This is a genomic window from Synergistaceae bacterium (assembly GCA_012521675.1).
Classification (GTDB): Bacteria; Synergistota; Synergistia; order Synergistales; family Aminobacteriaceae; genus JAAYLU01.
Genome location: JAAYLU010000104.1, coordinates 17,518 through 35,346, shown reverse-complemented (window position 1 = coordinate 35,346; position 17,829 = coordinate 17,518). Strand labels below are relative to the sequence as shown.

The following is a 17,829-nucleotide window of genomic DNA, read 5'->3' as shown; positions in this document are numbered from 1 at the left end:
TGCCGGTGCTCTCGTAGTCGAACTGCAGCGACAGGTGAGACTCGTTAAGCAGCTCTCCGAACCTTTCGAGCCTTCCCTCCTCCAGCGCATCCGCGGCCTCCAGCACTCGCGCGTTCTCATAGACCGCATGGCGGGCCCGCCTCATTGACACGGGGTCTCTTATCGCGTCCGACCAGCGGTCGAAGTCCGCCGGTGTAATGTCGCACAGTGCCGCGATATCTGCCCCGGCGGCGCGCACGTCGGCCAGCGCTCTCTCGCACTCCTCTCGCCTGAGGTTGTAGTTCGACTCGGCGAGTGTCCGCCTCTTGTTGGTGTTGATTAGGACTATCTCGTGCTCCCCCGTGTCGAGCGGGATGAAACGCCGCTCGAGCGTGGCGCAGTCGAGAAAGAGGGCAGTCCCCGCCCTGCCCAGGGCTATCGCGAACTGGTCCATGATGCCGGAACTCACCCCGATGTAGGAGTTCTCAACCCTCTGACCAAGGCTCGCCATCCTGGTGCGACCCTCGTCGCCCTCCAGGCCAAGCAAGAAGAGCCCTGAAAGTGCAACCGCGACCGCCATCTCAAGGGACGCGGACGAGGAGAGTCCGGCGCTCACCGGCATGTCCCCCGTCACCGCCATCTCGAACCCTGAATCCACCGGTAGTCCCTCGTCGCGGAAGACGCTGACGACTCCCTTCGGGTAGTTCGCCCAGCCGTGGGACGGGTCATATTCGATGCCCTCAAGGCGACAGTCGAACACGCCCGCTTCGGGGAAGTCCGCCGAAAAGAGGCGCACCAGGTCGTCGTCCCGCCTGCGGGCGGCTGCATATGTGCCGATCGAGAGGGCGCACGGCAGCACGTGTCCCCCGTTGTAGTCCGTGTGTTCTCCGATCAGGTTGACCCTGCCGGGTGCGAAGAAGACCGAGCAACCGGAATGGTCGCCGTATACTTCCTCGAAGAGGGCAAGTGCTCTGTCACGGTTCATCGTCCTGCATCACTTCTTGGCTATGTACTTCCTGATGTCGAAGGAGACGGCCGCGACTATGATCAGCCCCTTGACTATGAGCTGCCAGTAGGGGTTGACCCCGATGAATGTGAGGCCGTAGTTGATGACGCCGAAGATCAGCACCCCGGCCAGCACGCCTGGCACTGTCCCCACTCCCCCGGCGCTGGACACTCCTCCGACGACGCACGCCGCGATGGCGTCAAGCTCGTACATGTTCCCGTAGTTGTTGGTCGCGCCCCCCGTGCGAGCGGCCTCGAGCACGCCGGCCACTCCGTAGAGCGCCCCGGCGATGGCGTACAGCACCACGATGGTAAGCACCACGTTGACTCCGGATACTATGGCCGCGTCCCTGTTTCCGCCGATGGCGTACATGTTCATGCCGAGCTGGGTCTTGTTGAACAGAACCCATACGATGACAGCCACCGCCAAGGCTATGACGATGATGATCGGGACGTTCATCACCCGCCCCGACCCCAGGAAGGTGAAATCCGGCCGCAGACCTCCGATCGGCTGAGAGTTGTTCGGGGCCATGTCGAAGTAGATCGAGTTTATTCCGTAGACCACCACCATTGTCCCCAACGTGGTGATGAAGGGCGGCACCTGGAGCTTGGCCACGATCAGTCCGTTCATCAGCCCGAAGAGCATGCAGGCCACCACAGCAAGCACTATCGGCAGAAAGACCGGAAGGTGCGGAAGATCGGGATAGAACCTTCGCGCGTACTCCGGGATCTGCATCATGGAGCCCGATATCACCGCGGCGAACCCAACCATCCTGCCTGACGAGAGGTCGACCCCTCCCGTGATAAGGATAAAGGCGACGCCGAGGGCCATTATCGCCCTGGTGGAGCTCTGCATCAGCACGTCCCTGAGGATGGCGAAGGACAGGAATCGCGGGTCCACCATGGCTATCACGAGGACGAGCAGCACCAGGACGACGAAGATCGCGTTCTGAGATATGAAATACAGAGAAGATCCGATTATCGACTTATTTTGCTCCATCGAATTGTCCTTCCTCCCTAAAGGTTTCTTCTACGCCACGTACTTGGTGGCCAGCCTCATTATAGACTCCTCGGACGCCTCCTCGGTGTTCACGACTCCGGCGAGGCGCCCCTCGCTCATGACCATTATCCTGTCGGTCATCCCCAGCAGCTCGGGCATCTCCGACGATATCATTATGATGCTTTTCCCCTGCTCGGCCAGGTCCGCCATTATGGAGTAGATCTCGTACTTGGCGCCTACGTCTATGCCGCGAGTGGGCTCGTCGAGGATCAGGATGTCCGGGTCGATAAGAAGCCACCTGGCGAACAACACCTTCTGCTGGTTGCCGCCTGAGAGGTCTCGTATCAGGCTCCTTGGAGAAGGGGTCTTCACCGACAGTTTCTCTATGCTTTCACGTGCGTCCCTGCACATGCACCCGTGTTCCAGCAGCTTCATTCGCCCCGCGTATCTCGCCAGATGCGCGACCAGCAGGTTGAACTGCACCGACAATACCGGGAAGATGCCGGTGACTCGCCGCTCCTCCGTCAGAAGCGCCATGCCTCTCCTCTTGGCCTTGATCGGGGACGACAGGTCCGCCTCCCTGCCGTCGAGCAGGACGCTGCCGGACGCCAGAGAGCGAAGCCCGAACAGGGCCTCCATGACCTCCGTCCTCTGAGCCCCCACGAGGCCGCCGACTCCCAGTATCTCCCCCCGGCGCAGGGAAAAGGAGACGTCCCTGAAAGACTTCGGAAAGGGAGACGTGAGCCCGCGGGCCTCCAGCACTGGCTCGTCCGTCGGCCTGTTCTTCCTCGGGGGGAAGCGATTGGTGATCTCCCGCCCGACCATCCTGGAGATGATCATGTCGGTGGTGAGCTCGGACGCGGGCCATGTGCCGACCTTGCGGCCGTCCCTCATGATGGTGACCTCGTCGGCTATCTCCAGTATCTCCTCTATCTTGTGCGAGATGTATATCACGGAGATCCCGCGCGCCCTGAGCCCGCGGATGATCTCGAAAAGGCGGCTCACCTCGTGCCCCGTGAGGGACGAGGTGGGCTCGTCCATTACTATGATCCGGGAGTTGTAAGACACCGCCTTGGCGATCTCCATCGACTGGATCCTGGACACGGAGAGGCTTCGAACCTGGCTTCTCGGGTTGATGTCGAGCCCCAGCTCGTCCATCAGCTCCCTGGTCATCCTCTCCATGGCCCTCCTGTCGACGAAGTTGACGCCTCCGACCTTTCTCAGCGGGGCGCGTCCCAGCCAGATGTTCTCCATCACGGAGCGGGCCGGGATGGGGTGAAGCTCCTGGTGGATCATGGAGATGCCGAGGTCCAGCGCCTCGCGAGTGCTGTTGATCGACACCGGCGCGCCATCGAGAAAGACCCTGCCCTCGTCCGCGGTGTAGAGGCCGAAGAGGCACTTCATCAGGGTCGATTTCCCAGCGCCGTTCTCCCCCATCAGCGCGTGAACTGTCCCCGGGCGCACCTGCAATGTCACGTCTTTCAGGGCCTGCACGCCTGGGAAGGCCTTGGAGACTTTTTGCATCTCGAGGACGAAATCTTTCTTCTGCTCCACTCAATGCACCTACCTTCTTCAAATTGCGGTCGATCCTTCGGCCGAGAGCACTGCACAGAAGTGCATCTGCCCACGGATGGCCCTCCGATACAAAGAAAGGGAGGCGAAAGCCCCCCTTCCCTCAAGTTCGCAAGTCTCCTACTTGAACTCCGCCACGTTCTCGAGCGTCACCTTCTTGTAGGGAACCCAGACGTACTGGCCGTCTGTGATCTCGTAGCCGCTGTTCTCCTGCGTCGGCGTCTCTCCCTGCGCCAGTACGTAGGAGAGATTGAAGGTGGCTATCCCCTGGTTGACCGCGTCGTTCAAGACCGTTCCCAGAAGGGTGCCATCCTCCAGGGCCTGTATAGCAGGCGCGGTGGCGTCCACGCCGACCACCGGCATGTACTTGCCGTCCTTGAAGTATCCTGCGGCCTTAAGCGCCTCTATGGCGCCGAGAGCCATATCGTCGTTGTTCGCGAAGACCGCCTCGATCTTGTCGCCGTGCGCGGCGAGGAACGCGGCCATCTTCTCCTGCCCTCTGACCCTGTCCCAAAGCCCCGTGTCCTCCGCCAGCCTCTCGACCTTGATGCCGGCGTCGGCCACCGCCTTCATCGAGTATTCGGTGCGAAGCTCGGCGTCCTGGTGTCCGGGCTCTCCCTTGAGCATGACGTACTGGAGCACCCCGTCCCCGTTCCTATCGGCCTCCGGATTGCTCTTCCAGTAGTCCGCTATGATCTGTCCGGACATGGTCCCGGACTCCTCCGCCCTTGCGCCGACGTAGTAGACCTTGTCCCACTTCTGCATGTCCTCGGGCAGGGGTTCGCGGTTGAAGAAGACGACCGGGATATCCTCCGCCTTGGCCTTGTCGATGATGACCCCGGCGGCGGTGCGGTCGACCGGGTTGATCGCCATCGCGTTCATCCTCTTGGTTATGAACATGTCAACCCTGTCGTTCTGTGTGGACTGGGAGTTCTGGCTGTCCACTATGTCGACCTTGGCCTTGTCCTTGGCCGCCTCGGCGATAGCGTTCCTGACCCCGGTCATGAACGTGTCGTCGAACTTGTATATCGCGCACCCAATCTCGACGTCGGCCGCAAAAGCCGCGACCGCGAGCACCAGTAAACCGCAAAACACCATGAGCACTGCAAGTCCAACCGTCTTTTTCACTTCCTGAAAACCCCCTCTGCAATGATCTTCGTCATGTCGAGACACGACGGCTGATGGAACAGCCTGTCACAAGTTTAGACAAGGTTGAACTCAAAGTCAATTATCTCCACCGTTTGTCAGGGACGCAAAACGGGAGGAAAAAGTTGAAAAGCTCCCCTGCGCTTGACTATTGGCGGCGCGAAGGATAATCTGAATCTTGCGTGACAGATCATTATCAGCCGGAGGAATTCCCTTTATGAAAACGTCACTCGTATGCGGCGGCGCAGGGTACATCGGAAGCCACATGGTTAGAGGCCTGCTTGACCAGGGCGAGAGGGTGATAGTATACGACAATCTCTCGACAGGCCGCAGGGACTTCGTGCCCCCGGAGGCCGTCTTCGTCGAGGGGGACGTGCGAGACGGGGAACTGCTAGACCGAGTGCTGAAGCAGCACGACGTGAACGCAGTCTTCCTGTTCGCCTCACTTATCAAGGTGGGAGAGAGTGTAAGCCTGCCTCTCGTCTATTACGAGAACAATCTTGTTGGCGCGCTGCGTGTTCTGGAGAGCATGATCCGTTGCGGCACCCCGCACTTCGTCTTCTCTTCCTCCGCGGCTGTCTACGGGGAGCCGGAGGCCGTGCCGATAACAGAGGACATGCCTCTGAGGCCGACCAACCCGTACGGCGAGACGAAGCTCGCGATAGAACAGATGCTCCGATGGGCGTCCGAGGCCCACGGATTCACCTACGGCGCGCTGCGCTACTTCAACGCCTGCGGCGCCATAGAGGACGCGACCCTGGGTGAGGTCCAGGAGCCGGAGACGCACCTGATCCCTCTTGTGCTGGACGCGGCGATAGGCGTGAACGAGAGCATCTCGGTCTTCGGGGACGACTACGACACGCCTGACGGCACGTGCATCCGCGACTATGTTCACGTCATGGACCTGGCGCAGGCGCATCTTCTTGTGCTGGACGCGCTCAGGCGAGGCGAGGGGAGCAGGATCTACAACCTCGGAAACGGGCGCGGCTTCTCCGTCAAGGAGGTCGTCGACTCGTGTCGCTCGGTCACCGGCCTGCCGATCAAGGCCGTGAAGGCCCCGCGCAGGGAAGGGGACCCGGCCAGGCTTGTCGCTTCCGCGGACAGGGCCATTGAGGAGCTCGGATGGACACCGCGCTACCAGTCTCTGGAGTCGATCGTCGAGACCTCCTGGAGATGGCACAAGAAACGAAGAGGGGGCTGAAGGATGTGAACGTGCACTCCGCGGTCAGGGCGATAGACGGGCTGGTCGACTACGGACGGAGAACCGGCCTTCTCGGAGAGCTCGACGATATAGTCGCCAGGAACTCCCTTCTAGGCGCCTTCGGAATAGACGAGCCCGAACCGGACGGCCATTCGGCGGGGGCCGACGAGATGGAGTGTCTGGAGACATTGAGTGCCTACGCCTCGGAGAAAGGGCTGAAGCACCTTGACCTGCCGCCGGAGAAGTTCGTCAGCCGAGTGATGGGTCACCTGACCCCGCGAAACTCCGAGGTCGCCGCACGCTTCCGCTCGCTCCTGAAGGACGAAGGGCCCAAGGCCGCGGTCGACTGGTTCTACGCCCTGTCGGCGGATACCAAGTACATCAGGATGGACCTGGTGTCCTTGGATAAAAAGTGGACCGCCGAGACCCGTTGGGGCGAGATGCAGATCACGATCAACCGCTCGAAGCCGGAGAAGGACCCGAGGGACATCAGGGCCGAGGGCGAGAGGAGGGGCGAGGAGCACTACCCGAAATGCCTTCTCTGCGCGGAGAACGCGGGCTACCAGGGGCGGCCGGGGCACCCTGAGCGCAGCAACCACCGCATCGTGCCCCTTAGGCTGACGGGGGAGCGGTGGTACCTCCAGTTCTCGCCTTACGTTTATTACAACCAACACTGTATAGTATTCTCCAAGGAGCACCGCCCCATGAGGGTCGACGGAGCGGCTTTAGTCCGAATATGCGAGTTTCTGACGGCCTTCCCACAGATGTTCATAGGCTCGAACGCCGATCTGCCGATAGTGGGCGGCTCCATACTCAGTCACGACCACTTCCAAGGTGGTTCGTGGAGATTCCCGATGGACGACGCGCCCTCGGCCGCCTCCTGGCGTGAAGGGGCGGTCTCAGTGGATCACCTGCGATGGCCCATGACCGCGCTTCGCCTAAGCTGCTCCGAGACCTCGCAGCTCGTAGCCCTGGCGGAGAAGTTATTGATGTCCTGGCACGGCTACGACGACCCTTACCTTGAAGTGGTGTCGCGGGACCCCGCGAGCGACGAGCCCCACAACACCATGACTGTCATAGGCAGGCGCAGGGGAGAAAACTACGAGCTGGATCTCGTCCTGCGCAACAACAGGTGCGACGGGTTGCGCCCGGACGGGATCTTCCATGCGCACACCGAGAGACATCATATTAAAAAAGAGAATATCGGTCTCATCGAGACTATGGGGCTCGCGATACTGCCTCCGAGGCTCGAATCCTCCCTGGCGGAGGTGGAGGCAGTGCTGAGCGGAGCTAAGGAGTTGGCGGATCTCCCGGACAACTTCCCTCACAGGGAGTGGACCGGGGAGCTTCTGTCGCGCTTCGGGCGGTTGTCGCCCGAGGAGGCCGCTGAGGCGGTGAGGCGGGAGACAGGAGCCGTCTTCGCCGAGGTGCTGGAGGACTGCGGTGTGTTCAAGCCGACATCCGAGGGAGCGGAGGGGCTTCGCAGGTTCCTGGACTCCTGGGCGTCCGACTGGGGGCTTTCTCTGGAGCGGGTTTAGACGACAAAGCAGGCGGGGCGCATCCAGCGATCCCCGCCTGCTTTTTTCTTTGGTCAAGGCCCTGGAGAAACTCAGGCCTTGCCGATCATCATCTCCGGCAGCCAGGTTATGATGCCGGGGAAGAATGAGCAGAGCACCAGCACGAGCATGATGATCAGTATGAACGGGATGACCCCCCATATGATATCCCCGATGGTCACCCCGAGCTCCTTCGGCGCCGTGCCCTTCAGCACGAATATCGACATCGCCATCGGCGGCGTCTGGAAGGCCATCTGCATGTTTATGCAGATCATCATCCCGGCCCACAGGGGGTTGAACCCCAGCGACTCGAGAATCGGGGAGAAGACGGGCACCACGATGAAGACAATGCCGATCCACTCGATGAACATCCCGAGAAGGAAGACTATCGCCATTATCACGAAGAAGGACATCCACTTGCCGCCCGGAACGGACAGGATGAAGTCCGCTACCACGTCCCCAGCGCCTGCGTTCATGAAGATCCCGACGAAGGCGTAGCACATGGCTGCTATTGTTACCACGAAGGCGCTGACGCGCATGGTCTCAAGCATCGCCTGGCGCATCAACCCCCAGCTGAATTTTCTGTACGCGATCGCGAGCAGTATTGCCGCGGTGCATCCGACCGCCGCCGCCTCCGTCGGAGGGGCTATCCCCGCGAATATGGTCCCCAGTACCGCCACTATCAGCAAAACGGGTGGCACGAGCGACTTCAGCAGGCGTACCAGCTTTGCGGAGTCGAACGGCTCCATCTGCTCCTCCGGTATAGCGGGGCCGAGGGACGGATTGATCCTGCACCTGATCACCACGTAGGTGATATAGAGCGCCGACAGCAGCAGTCCCGGGAATACCGCGCCCATGAACATCTGGCCTACCGAGAGCCCGGCCTGGGGCGCATAGACCACCAGCATGATGCTCGGGGGGATCAGTATTCCGAGCGTCCCGGCCGCGATTATCGAGCCGGATGCCAGCGACTTGTCATATCCTCTGTTTATCATCGGCGCGAGCGCGATGAGGGTCAGTATTGTCACTGAGGCGGCGATGACTCCGAGGCATGCTGCGAGTATGGTCCCGAAGATTATCGTGACAACCGCCAGCCCGCCCTTCAGCCTTCCCATGGCCTCGTAGAGCGATTGGTACAGGTCCTTGGTAACCCCGGAGTGTTGCAGTATCACCCCCATGAAAGTGAACAGGGGAACCGCCAGGTAGGGGTAGTTCAAGGACAGATCGTAGAAGCGGCTGTACAGTATATGGAAGGTGACCGTCGGGCCGAAGACCGCGAGACCCGAGAGGAAGGCCACGCTCCCTATGACAAAGGCAATGGGGAATCCGGTCATAACCAGGACGAAGACCCCCCCCAGCATCATGACGGTTATCGCCTCGGCGCTGAGTTCAATCAAGAGTCTCACCCCTGACCGTGAAGTATAGATCCCGGACGAAGTTCGCGACGGCCTGCAGCATCAGCAGCAGGAGTCCGACAGCGAACACCGTCCGGTACGGGCCTGCGGGAGGATACCAGAAGCTGTTGAAGAACACCTCGTTTATCCTCCATGCGCGCACCGCCCAGGTGACAGACATCCACAGCATGACACCCATGAGGGGGAAGAACAGGAGGAGCGAGCAGATCACGTTCATGAACGCCTTGCCCCTGTCGGGCAGCATGTTGTAGAACATGTCCACGCGCGTATGGGAGTCGTAAAGGTAGCCGTAGGAGGCGCCCAGCAGGTAAAGGGCGCCTCCGGCCATGCAGAGGGTATCGTACGCCCAGATGGTGGGCGCGTCAAAGAAATGCCTGGCCACGGCCTCGTAGGTCCCGGCGAACACAAGGATCAGGGCGCACCACTTCCCCACGGCCCCGGACAGTTCACTTAGCGCGTCGATTGCTTTCAAGAGACGTCTCAAAGAGGTCATGCTCTTCTCCTTGCGTCCGTAGGATGGGACGGCATTATCTCATCAAGTTGTACGACTCGCCGTAGCTCTTCATCGAGTTGTAGATCTCGCCGAAGATCGGGGGCTCGCTTGCTATCTTCTCCTCGTAGAATTTTGCGGCCTCCTCCTCTATCGCCTTGTTCACCTCGTCGGGGATCTTGACGACCTTGTTGCCGTACTCCTTGAACTTCTCAAGCGCCAGTATGGACTCGTACACCAGGAACTCGTGCTGCGCCTGGGTGTACTTGTCTACGAAAGTCTGGACCAGCAGCTGGAGGTCCTCAGGCAGCTCGTTCCAAGCGTCCTTGTTGACGAAGAAGACCTGCGGGTCGCACGGGGCGCGCACAGGCGAAAGGTAGACGTAATCGGCCACCTCGTTGAAGTGCATGTTCCAGTTGGACGCCAGAGTCGAATACTCGAATGCGTCGATCGTGCCGCGCTTCATGGCCTCGTAGAGCTCTCCGCCGGGTATTATGACCGTGGCCATTCCCATCCTCTGAAGAATCTCTCCGCCGTCGCCCATGCAGCGTGCCTTGATGGACTTCAGGTCCTCCACGCTCTCTATCTTCTTCTTGGAGTGGAAGAAGACCTCCTCGGGAAGGGGGGAGAGGGCGCCTGGGAAGGTCATTACGTTGTAGCCTTCCATCATCTTGTTCATCAGGTCCGCGCCGCCGCCGTAGTTGAACCACGTCCGGAGCGCCTCGCCCGCGAGCACGCCCGGCCGCGAGCTTATCAGGCCGGCTGCCGACCACTTGTCGAGGTTGTACATCGGGCAGGTGTAGCAGAGCTGCAGCACGTTCTCGTGAACGGCATCGAGCTCCTTGTAGGCCGGTACGATCGAGCCGCCGACGAACGGCTTGATCTCCAGCCTGCCGCCGGAGGCCTCAGTGATCGCCTTGCAGAGCAGATCATGGTAGATCTGCGAGGGATCCGAGGCCGGCCCGTGTCCCGAGGAGCGCCATATGATCTTCTTGGGCGCGTCCGCGCCCGCCACCGGGGCGAAAACCCCGACCAGGAACACCGCCAATAACAGCAACCAACAACCTTTTCTTAACCCTGACATCCTTGCAACCTCCTTTTATTATGGTCTTTTATCGCACAAGCCGCCGCACCGAATCGGGTGCCGACCCGGGGAAGGCCGCGTCGATTTTCCCCGTCGGATACGAATGCTTCTGAATCATTATACCGTAATACACACCGGTTTATCGGCTACCTCCCGACTTCTTTGGGCAGCGACACAGCCCTCATCGTCATATCTGCTGCCATGCCACGGGTCAACGGGACGCCCGGCATGAAATCGCCGGCGGCCATAACCCTGTCCATGACGCCCTTTTCAACCAGGTACCGAACTGTTGCGGGGAGCCCGTCCTCGGAAGGCGAACCTAAAGGGGACGCCCTGTACCCGAGGATCCTGGCGAGGGCGTCAGCGAAGTCACCCCTCGAGATGTGCGAGGAGATGTTCAACTCGGGAAGCGAGAGGATGGCCACGGCCATGTCCTCGCCGAAGGCCTTGTAAAGAAGCTCGTCCGTCTCGCGCCTGGTCACCGGCATGTCAACTCCGAAGACGCCCTTGTCCAGGCCGAACAGGCGGGCGATTACGACCTTGTTGTTGTAGAGATCGTCGATCTTGGCCGACGGGGAGGAGGGGAGCTCCAGCGGCTGAAACCAGCCATACAGGTTCGACATCTGCACACCCGGCCAGAAGAGGTGGTTCCTGGGCACGTCGTGATACTCGCACAGGGAGAGGGCGCTGCCTGCCTCCAACAGGTGCATCTGCACAAGCCGCGGGTCAAGCTCCCTCGGCTGCTTGTCGTACTTGGCGGCCATGGCGGCTATCGTCCCGGCGGCCTGCCCGGTCAGCATGCATATGGGCTGCAAGCGCAGCGCACCGCTCACGAGGCGCGACATGGAGAGGTTCTTCTCCGCCGCCACGATACCGTCCACCTCCTCTGGGATGAAGCTGCCGAAGGGCACCTGGAAGGGACCCATGGGCATGTGCGTGCGGACCGAGGCGGACGTCTCGCCGAACTCGACCTCCAGGTCCTCGTCCCTGTCCCCGGCATGGAGGTCCAGTATGTACCCGCCTATCGCCATTGAGTCCGGTATCTCGTGGCCGGGCCTGCCGTCCCGGTAGCTCTCGGAGTTGCGTCGCACCGTGGCCGAGGTGGGGGTGTCAATCCCGACTATGCGCCTGCTCTCGCGAACGTAGGGGATCGGAGGGAAGCGCCTGACTATCTCCGCGTACTCGTCCGGGACTATGCCTAGAGTCTGGACCACCGGCCTCTCGGAGTAGAAATCGTCGTCCGAGACCGACCAAGGTTCGCCGAGCTCGTGCTGAACGTAGTATATGAAGTTGAGCGTCTTAAGCAGGGCCCTGGCGTTGATGGTCCGCCTGAGGGCCTCGTCCTGCAGGTATGCGACCGGGAGGCCGCCCTTTCCCTCCCAAAGCTCCTCGCCCGGGTAGTCGTTTGCCCAGTTGATCCCGGTCTTGGTGATCTTCTCCCAGCCCTCAGGGGTAGCCGCCGTGTAGTCGAACGGGTTAGACGAGTCGGGCAGCCCTCTGTAGGCGTTGTGGGTGACAAAGTCCACCGGCATCTTGAGCGGGTAGTCACGGAAGGAGTTGCCTCCCTTGGCGACGATCTTTCTGAATGAGTCCACGTACTTGGAATAGCCAGGCGGAGGCGTCCTCATCCTCAGGTTCTGTGGAACTCCTCCGGGGTACTTCTTCATGACCGCGACCCACGTAATGTCCTGAATCCGCGAGCGCGGGTCGATGACGGGGCTCAGAGAGTTCCCCGCCCTGTAGCGGACCTTGCCCATCGGGAGGATGTCACCGTACTCGGTCGCGTCGATCAGGACCTTCCCCGATGCCTCCACCCTCTCGTCGTCGATGATGAAAGCAGCGCCCCGGACCACATTCCCCTGGCGGAGCACCGACGCAGGCCCCGCCCCGTAGTGGACCTCCAGAATGCCGCCTCCTTCGTGGGCCGCCGCTCGGGCGTTGGTCCGCTCTATCATCGAGAGAAGAACGCCTCTGCCCGCCGCAGGCTCGAAGGCCACGGTATTGCCGTCCCAGTAGCAGGTGGAGATGGACTTCTCCTTCTTGAAGTAGTGGTAGGTCACGTTCTCGACGAACTCGCCGTAGATGCCCGTCCTGTTCCCGCTCAGGTCGTCCATCGTGGAAACCCCTCCGGCGGTCATCTGCCCTCCCAGCCAGTCAGTCTCCTCGAACAGTCCCACCCTGGCCCCGAGCCTCGCAGCCGAGATAGCGGCGCTTGTTCCCCCGGCACCGCCGCCTATCACGATGACGTCGTACTCCAGTCGTTCTCGCTCCGCGAAAAGCGGCGTGCAGCACATCACCGCGAACATGACCGCCGTGACAAGGATAGCCGCAGGCCGTCCCGGACTGAACCCGGAGGAAAATAGTCGTGGACACAGGCTTTTTTTCAATCTCATAAAGACTCTCCCCGATCAATATGATGTTTGCTCCGACGCTTCGCGCGATCCGCCGTTCGTCTTAAGTCTCGGAGCGACGTCCGGCCGCTTTTCAAGCCCCGGGAAGATCCTTCCCTACAGGGCTCGATGGACTATTCGTCCTCCAGTCATGGTCAGTACGACCTTGGCGTCCTTGATCTCCTCCTCCGGGCCCGAGAGTATGTCCCTGTCGAGAACCACAGAGTCGGCCAGCATCCCGACCCGCAGAGAGCCCTTGCGATGCTCGTCGAACGAGGCGTAAGCGCCCCCGCGGGTGTACAGGTCGATCGCCTCCGCCACGGAGAACCTCTGGGAGGGGTTCCAACCCCCCGGAGGCGAGCCTTCCCCGTCCGCGCGGGTAACGGCGGTGTATATCCCCCACAGTGGATCGAAGCTCTCGACGGGTGCATCGGATCCCCCGGACAAAAAGATGCCCAGCTCCTTCAGGGTGCTCCAGGCGTAGCCCGACAGCGCCCTCTCCTCTCCCAGCCTCTTCAGCGCCATCTCCCGGTCGGACGGCACGAACGGCGGTTGAATCGCGGCCCCGACCCCGAGCCTGGCCATCCGTCCGTACTGGTCGGGGCTCCCCGTCTGGCAGTGGATTATGTAGTGGCGCGAGTCGCGAGGACTCGAGGAGAGCGCTCTCTCAATGGCATCGAGGCACATGTCCAGCGCCCCGTCCCCTATCGCGTGGGCCGCAACCTGCATACCCGCGTGATGAGCCGTCCAGACCAGGTCGTCGAGCTCATCCCTGTCGTGCACGGCCACGCCGTTAACGCCCGGCGCGTCCGAGTACTCCTCCCGGAGCAGCGCGGTCCTTGCGCCAAGGGAGCCATCCGAAAGTATCTTAAGCGGCCCTATGTGAAAGAAGGGGACCCCGTCCCCGGTCCTCCATCCCGTGGACAGAAAGCCATCGAGGGCCAACCGGTCGGGAAGCAGGAGCTTCTCCGTGATCCTGACCGGCATTATGCCCTCCTCGTCGAGCGACAGGAACAGGTCCATCAGGACGGTCAAATTCCCGCCAAGCGAGCCGAGGTCATCGGAGAGCACGGACGTGAGACCCTTTCTCACGAGGTCGCCCGCCGCTCGCAGGCTCATCCTGCGAAGCTCCGTCGTCCCGGGCACCGGAAGGCTGCGAATGACATGCCCAACGACCGACTCGCGAACTATCCCGGTCAGCCCCCCTTGCTCGTCGACATCCGCCATTCCGCCCTGGAAGCGACTGTCGCCGTGGAGCCCGAGGGCGGAGAGGGCGCAGCTGTTCAGGACCGCGATATGATCGCAGACCCTGAGCAGGACCGTGGGATTTCTCGGCGAGATGTCGTCGAGGTCCTCCTTCATCGGCATGCGGCCGTCCGAGAGGATCTCGTGATTCCAGCCGCGCCCCGCTATCCACTCCCCCGGCATAGGACGGCTCTCGTCGATGAACCTCTTGAGCCTCGATCTCAGCTCCTCTATGGACCGGCAGCCGTTGAAGTCCGCCCGCTCAAGCGAGAGGGCGTACGACAGGAAGTGCATGTGCCCGTCGATGAAGCCCGGCAGGACAAGTCTTCCCCCAAGATCCACCCTCTCATGAACGTCAAGGGCGGCGAGGGCCTCCTCTGAGCCACCGAGAAAGGCTATTCGCTGCCCATCCGCAACCATCCCCTCCACGAAGCCGGCAGGGGTGGCTATTTTGCCGTTGTACAGAACCGTCTTTCTCAAGATGCCTCCATGGTCAGCCGGCCCGCCCGACTACTTGGCCGGGCTCGCCGAGATGGACCACTCCGCCCCCGACTCTATCCCGTGGACACCGGCGAAGCTGTCCATGTTAAGCGCAAGCGACAGGTTCATCAGGCTGTTGAAGTAGAGAAGCGGCTCTCCGTCCGGGACGTCGCCGAACGTGTTCACGTAGGGAATGACCCCGCCGTAGACCTTCTCGCCCTCCCTGAAGATCGCAACGTCGAACCTGTCTCCTATCTCCGGTGCCAGCTCGTCGAATAATCCCTTAGGTATGTTGCTCCAAATATTGCCGTACTGCACGTCAAGCACCGGGATGTTCCCGTGAAGCGCCCCGTCCGTCAACTCTGCCCTTCTGTAGGGGATTAGAAGCACGTCTCCCTTGAGAAGCGGCCCGACCTCTTCGAAGGCCATCGCGCCCGATGCCAGCTTGGCGCCCGTGTAGGCGTAAAGATCACGACCGAAGAAGGTGTAGGATTCCTCCGAGCCCGCCAATCTGTGCCTGGCGTCGTCGATCATCCTGACCGCCTCGAAGCCGACCGTCTCGGCTATGAAGGTGAGCGTTCCGTTGTCCGGCGTCACCACGTACCTGCCGTCCTTCGTCAGGGCGACTATGGAACCGCGCTCCGTGCCGACCCCGGGGTCTATGACCGAGACGAACACAGTGCCCGAGGGCCAATACTCCATCGTCTGATGAAGCCTGTAGGCGCCGTCCCAGATCGAGTAGGCCGGGATCTCGTGGGTGAGGTCGAACATGGGAAGGCCCGGGTCCACGCCGAACGCGACACCCTTCATGGCCGACACAGCGCCGTCCTTGAGGCCGAAGTCCGTCTGGAACACCAGGGCCGAACTCGCCAGTGCCGCGCCGGAGAGCAGAGACAGGACGAAGAGAACCGCAAATACAGCACGCAAAGACTTTTTCAACACATTCCCCTCCATTTTTCCTTGATGGCCGTAATGAACGATGTTAAGGTCAAAGCGGGACTAAAGCAAGCCCGACGCTACTCGTACTCCCTCAGCATCGCGGCGTACTCCTCCTCCATGCCCTTGCGGACGTGGTAGCAGTGCTCGTCTCCGGGGAACCTACCGGCGCGCACGTCGTCGACGTACTCCTTGAAGGCGTTCGTTATGGTCTCGCCCACGTTGGCGTAAACCTTGACGAACTTCGGAGTGAACGCCTGGAAGAGCCCTATCATGTCCGCGCTTATCAGGAGCTGCCCGTCGCACGGCCCGCCTCCTCCGATCGAGTAGACCGGTATGGAGAGCCTCTTCGTCAGGAAGCGAGTCAGCTCGGGCGGCACGGCCTCGACCAGCAGCGCGAAGGCGCCGGACTCCTCCACCGCAAGAGCGTCCTCGATCACGAAGCGAGCGGACTCCGGGTCCAGCCCCTGGGCCTTGAAGCCTCCGAGAGGGCCGGAGCTCTGCGGGGTAAGCCCGATGTGCCCGCACACGAGCACCCCTGCGTCCGCGATGGCGCGAATCCTGGACTTGACCCTCACCCCTCCCTCGAGCTTGATCGAGTCCATGTCCGCCTCCTTGAGGAAGCGCACCGCGCTCGCGACGGCCTCCTCGTCCGACCCCTGGTACGAGCCGAAGGGCATGTCCCCCATGACGAAGGTGTTCGGCGCGCCCCTCCTGACCGCTTGGCAGTGGCTTATGCAGTCGTCCATCGTCACCGGTATCGTGTCCCGGTAGCCGAGCGTGATCATGCCGAGGGAGTCCCCGACGAGGATCATATCCATCCCGGCCGCCTCTGCGAAGCTCGCCATGGGGAAATCGTAGGCCGTCACCCAGGTCACCTGTTCGCCGCTCCTCTTCATCTCGACGAAATCCAGACGTCCTTTTTTCTTCGCCATTTCCTTTCACCTCTTTCCATGGTGATGGTCGCCCGTGTTTATTTTCTCCCAAAAGGACGGCGAATACAAGGGCTTTTACGGGCGCGATCATACGACTCCCGCGCACTTGTAATATCGCAAAGGCGATGATACTGTACTGCTGCCGTAGTTATTCTTTTGAAGAGGTGAGCTTTCATGCTGAAGAAAATCAAGGAATCGGCACTCTCTCATTCAGGTGAGATCACGGAGCTGAGGAGGCATTTCCACGGCAACCCGGAGATCGGATGGGAGGAGGTCGAGACGACTGACAAGATCGCCGAGGTACTCGAAGGGCTTGGAATTGAGATAGTCAAGAGAGGCTTCGGAGGGACGGAGAGCGGCCTGGTAGCGGACCTCAAGGGCGGCAAGCCCGGTGGCTGCGTGGGGCTGAGGGCGGACATAGACGCCCTGCCGCTGCAGGAGGAGAACGACGTCCCCTATGCCTCGCGGAACCCGGGCGTCATGCACGCCTGCGGACACGACGCTCACGCGGCGATGCTGCTGGGTGCCGCTATGGTCCTGTCCGAGATCCGCGACGAGATCCCCGGCACGGTGCGCTTTTTCTTCCAGCCGGCCGAGGAGAGCGGCATGAGATCGGGCGCGGCGGTCATGGTCGAGGAGGGCGCCCTGGACGGTGTCGACTCGATGGGCGCGCTGCACGTCTGGTCCAAGGGCCCGACGGGGCAGGCCTTCTACCGCTCCGGACCGATGATGGCGGCGGCCGACGGCTGGTACCTCACGATTAAGGGAAGGGGTGGACACGGCTCCTCTCCGGAGATGACGGTAGACCCGACCATCGTGGCCGCCAACCTGACGCTCAACCTGCAGTCGATAGTCGGCCGGGAGGTGGCCGCGAAGGAGAGCGCCGTCATCAGCATAGGCGTGATAAAGGCTGGGGACTCCGCCTTCAACATAATCCCCGACACTGTCATCATGAACGGCACTGTCCGCACCTTCGACCCCGAGGTCAAGGGCAGGGTCGAGGCGGCGATACGAAGGGTCGTGGCCGGTCTATGCGAGGCCGGGCGCTGTGACTTCGACCTCGACTACAGGAGCTTCATACCCGCGACCATCAACGACCACGACGCGACCATGACCGCGAAAGCCGTGTGCGAGGAGATCCTGGGCGCGGAGAACACGAAGGAGTGCGAGCTTATCATGGGCTCGGAGGACTACAGCTACTTCCTCGACAAGGTCCCGGGAACTTACCTCTTCCTGGGCACCGCAAAAGATGAAAAAACAGACGTATCCCACCATCACCCCAAGTTCGACCTGGACGAGGACGCCATGCCCGCAGGCGCGGCTATCCTCGCGGGCTTCGCCTGGAAGCGGCTTACGGAGTAAAAAAGGGGCCCGAAAGGGCCCCCCGATTTTTCA

The 17,829-nt window shown here is 61.5% G+C and carries 14 protein-coding genes; 3 read left to right on the top strand and 11 right to left on the bottom strand.

Annotation, left to right across the window (positions count from 1 at the left end):
* From GX181_09670 to mglB, 4 genes are all read right to left on the bottom strand, one after another.
* Positions 1–964, bottom strand: a 964-nt coding sequence (locus GX181_09670) for a galactokinase (protein ID NLM72207.1), incomplete at its 3' end; no start/stop codon positions are given.
* A gap of 9 nt (positions 965–973) precedes the next feature.
* Entirely contained in the window at positions 974–1,984 is a 1,011-nt protein-coding gene (gene mglC, locus GX181_09665; protein NLM72206.1) for a galactose/methyl galactoside ABC transporter permease MglC, read from the bottom strand.
* A 30-nt stretch (positions 1,985–2,014) separates the two neighbouring features.
* Positions 2,015–3,508 (bottom strand): sugar ABC transporter ATP-binding protein, encoded by a 1,494-nt coding sequence (locus GX181_09660; protein ID NLM72205.1) that lies wholly within the window; start codon positions 3,506–3,508, stop codon positions 2,015–2,017.
* A 168-nt stretch (positions 3,509–3,676) separates the two neighbouring features.
* Positions 3,677–4,684, bottom strand: coding sequence for a galactose/glucose ABC transporter substrate-binding protein MglB (gene mglB, locus GX181_09655; protein NLM72204.1), 1,008 nt, complete (start codon positions 4,682–4,684; stop codon positions 3,677–3,679).
* A gap of 235 nt (positions 4,685–4,919) precedes the next feature.
* Between mglB and galE the strand changes: the two genes are divergently transcribed.
* Both galE and GX181_09645 read left to right on the top strand, forming a co-directional pair.
* On the top strand, positions 4,920–5,903 hold the full coding sequence (gene galE / locus GX181_09650; GenBank protein ID NLM72203.1) for a UDP-glucose 4-epimerase GalE: 984 nt from the start codon (positions 4,920–4,922) through the stop codon (positions 5,901–5,903).
* The gene (locus GX181_09645) at positions 5,876–7,441 is read left to right on the top strand and encodes a UDP-glucose--hexose-1-phosphate uridylyltransferase (protein ID NLM72202.1); all 1,566 of its coding nucleotides are present in this window, start codon (positions 5,876–5,878) and stop codon (positions 7,439–7,441) included. The genes galE and GX181_09645 overlap by 28 nt, the downstream gene beginning before the upstream one ends.
* A 71-nt stretch (positions 7,442–7,512) precedes the next feature.
* Here GX181_09645 and GX181_09640 read toward each other — a convergent pair whose 3' ends face one another.
* The 7 genes from GX181_09640 to panB form a co-directional block, all read right to left on the bottom strand.
* Positions 7,513–8,823, bottom strand: a complete 1,311-nt coding sequence (locus tag GX181_09640; GenBank protein NLM72201.1) for a TRAP transporter large permease subunit — start codon at positions 8,821–8,823, stop codon at positions 7,513–7,515.
* A 25-nt stretch (positions 8,824–8,848) separates the two neighbouring features.
* Entirely contained in the window at positions 8,849–9,367 is a 519-nt protein-coding gene (locus GX181_09635; GenBank protein ID NLM72200.1) for a TRAP transporter small permease subunit, read from the bottom strand.
* 34 nt (positions 9,368–9,401) lie between these two features.
* A complete protein-coding gene (dctP, locus tag GX181_09630; protein ID NLM72199.1) occupies positions 9,402–10,448 on the bottom strand; it encodes a TRAP transporter substrate-binding protein DctP in 1,047 nt (348 codons plus the stop codon).
* Positions 10,449–10,594: 146 nt separating this feature from the next.
* Complete coding sequence (locus GX181_09625; protein ID NLM72198.1) at positions 10,595–12,841, bottom strand: FAD-dependent oxidoreductase; 2,247 nt, start codon at positions 12,839–12,841, stop codon at positions 10,595–10,597.
* 114 nt (positions 12,842–12,955) lie between these two features.
* Positions 12,956–14,563, bottom strand: coding sequence for an amidohydrolase (locus tag GX181_09620; GenBank protein ID NLM72197.1), 1,608 nt, complete (start codon positions 14,561–14,563; stop codon positions 12,956–12,958).
* 30 nt (positions 14,564–14,593) lie between these two features.
* Positions 14,594–15,517 carry an S-adenosyl-l-methionine hydroxide adenosyltransferase family protein gene (locus GX181_09615; protein NLM72196.1) on the bottom strand — a complete coding sequence of 308 codons (924 nt, stop codon included), beginning with the start codon at positions 15,515–15,517 and terminating at the stop codon, positions 14,594–14,596.
* Between the two features lie 62 nt (positions 15,518–15,579).
* A complete protein-coding gene (gene panB, locus GX181_09610) occupies positions 15,580–16,434 on the bottom strand; it encodes a 3-methyl-2-oxobutanoate hydroxymethyltransferase (protein NLM72195.1) in 855 nt (284 codons plus the stop codon).
* 174 nt (positions 16,435–16,608) lie between these two features.
* On the opposite strand from panB, the gene GX181_09605 reads away from it, so the two are divergent.
* A complete protein-coding gene (locus tag GX181_09605; GenBank protein ID NLM72194.1) occupies positions 16,609–17,796 on the top strand; it encodes an amidohydrolase in 1,188 nt (395 codons plus the stop codon).
* Positions 17,797–17,829: the final 33 nt, after the last annotated feature.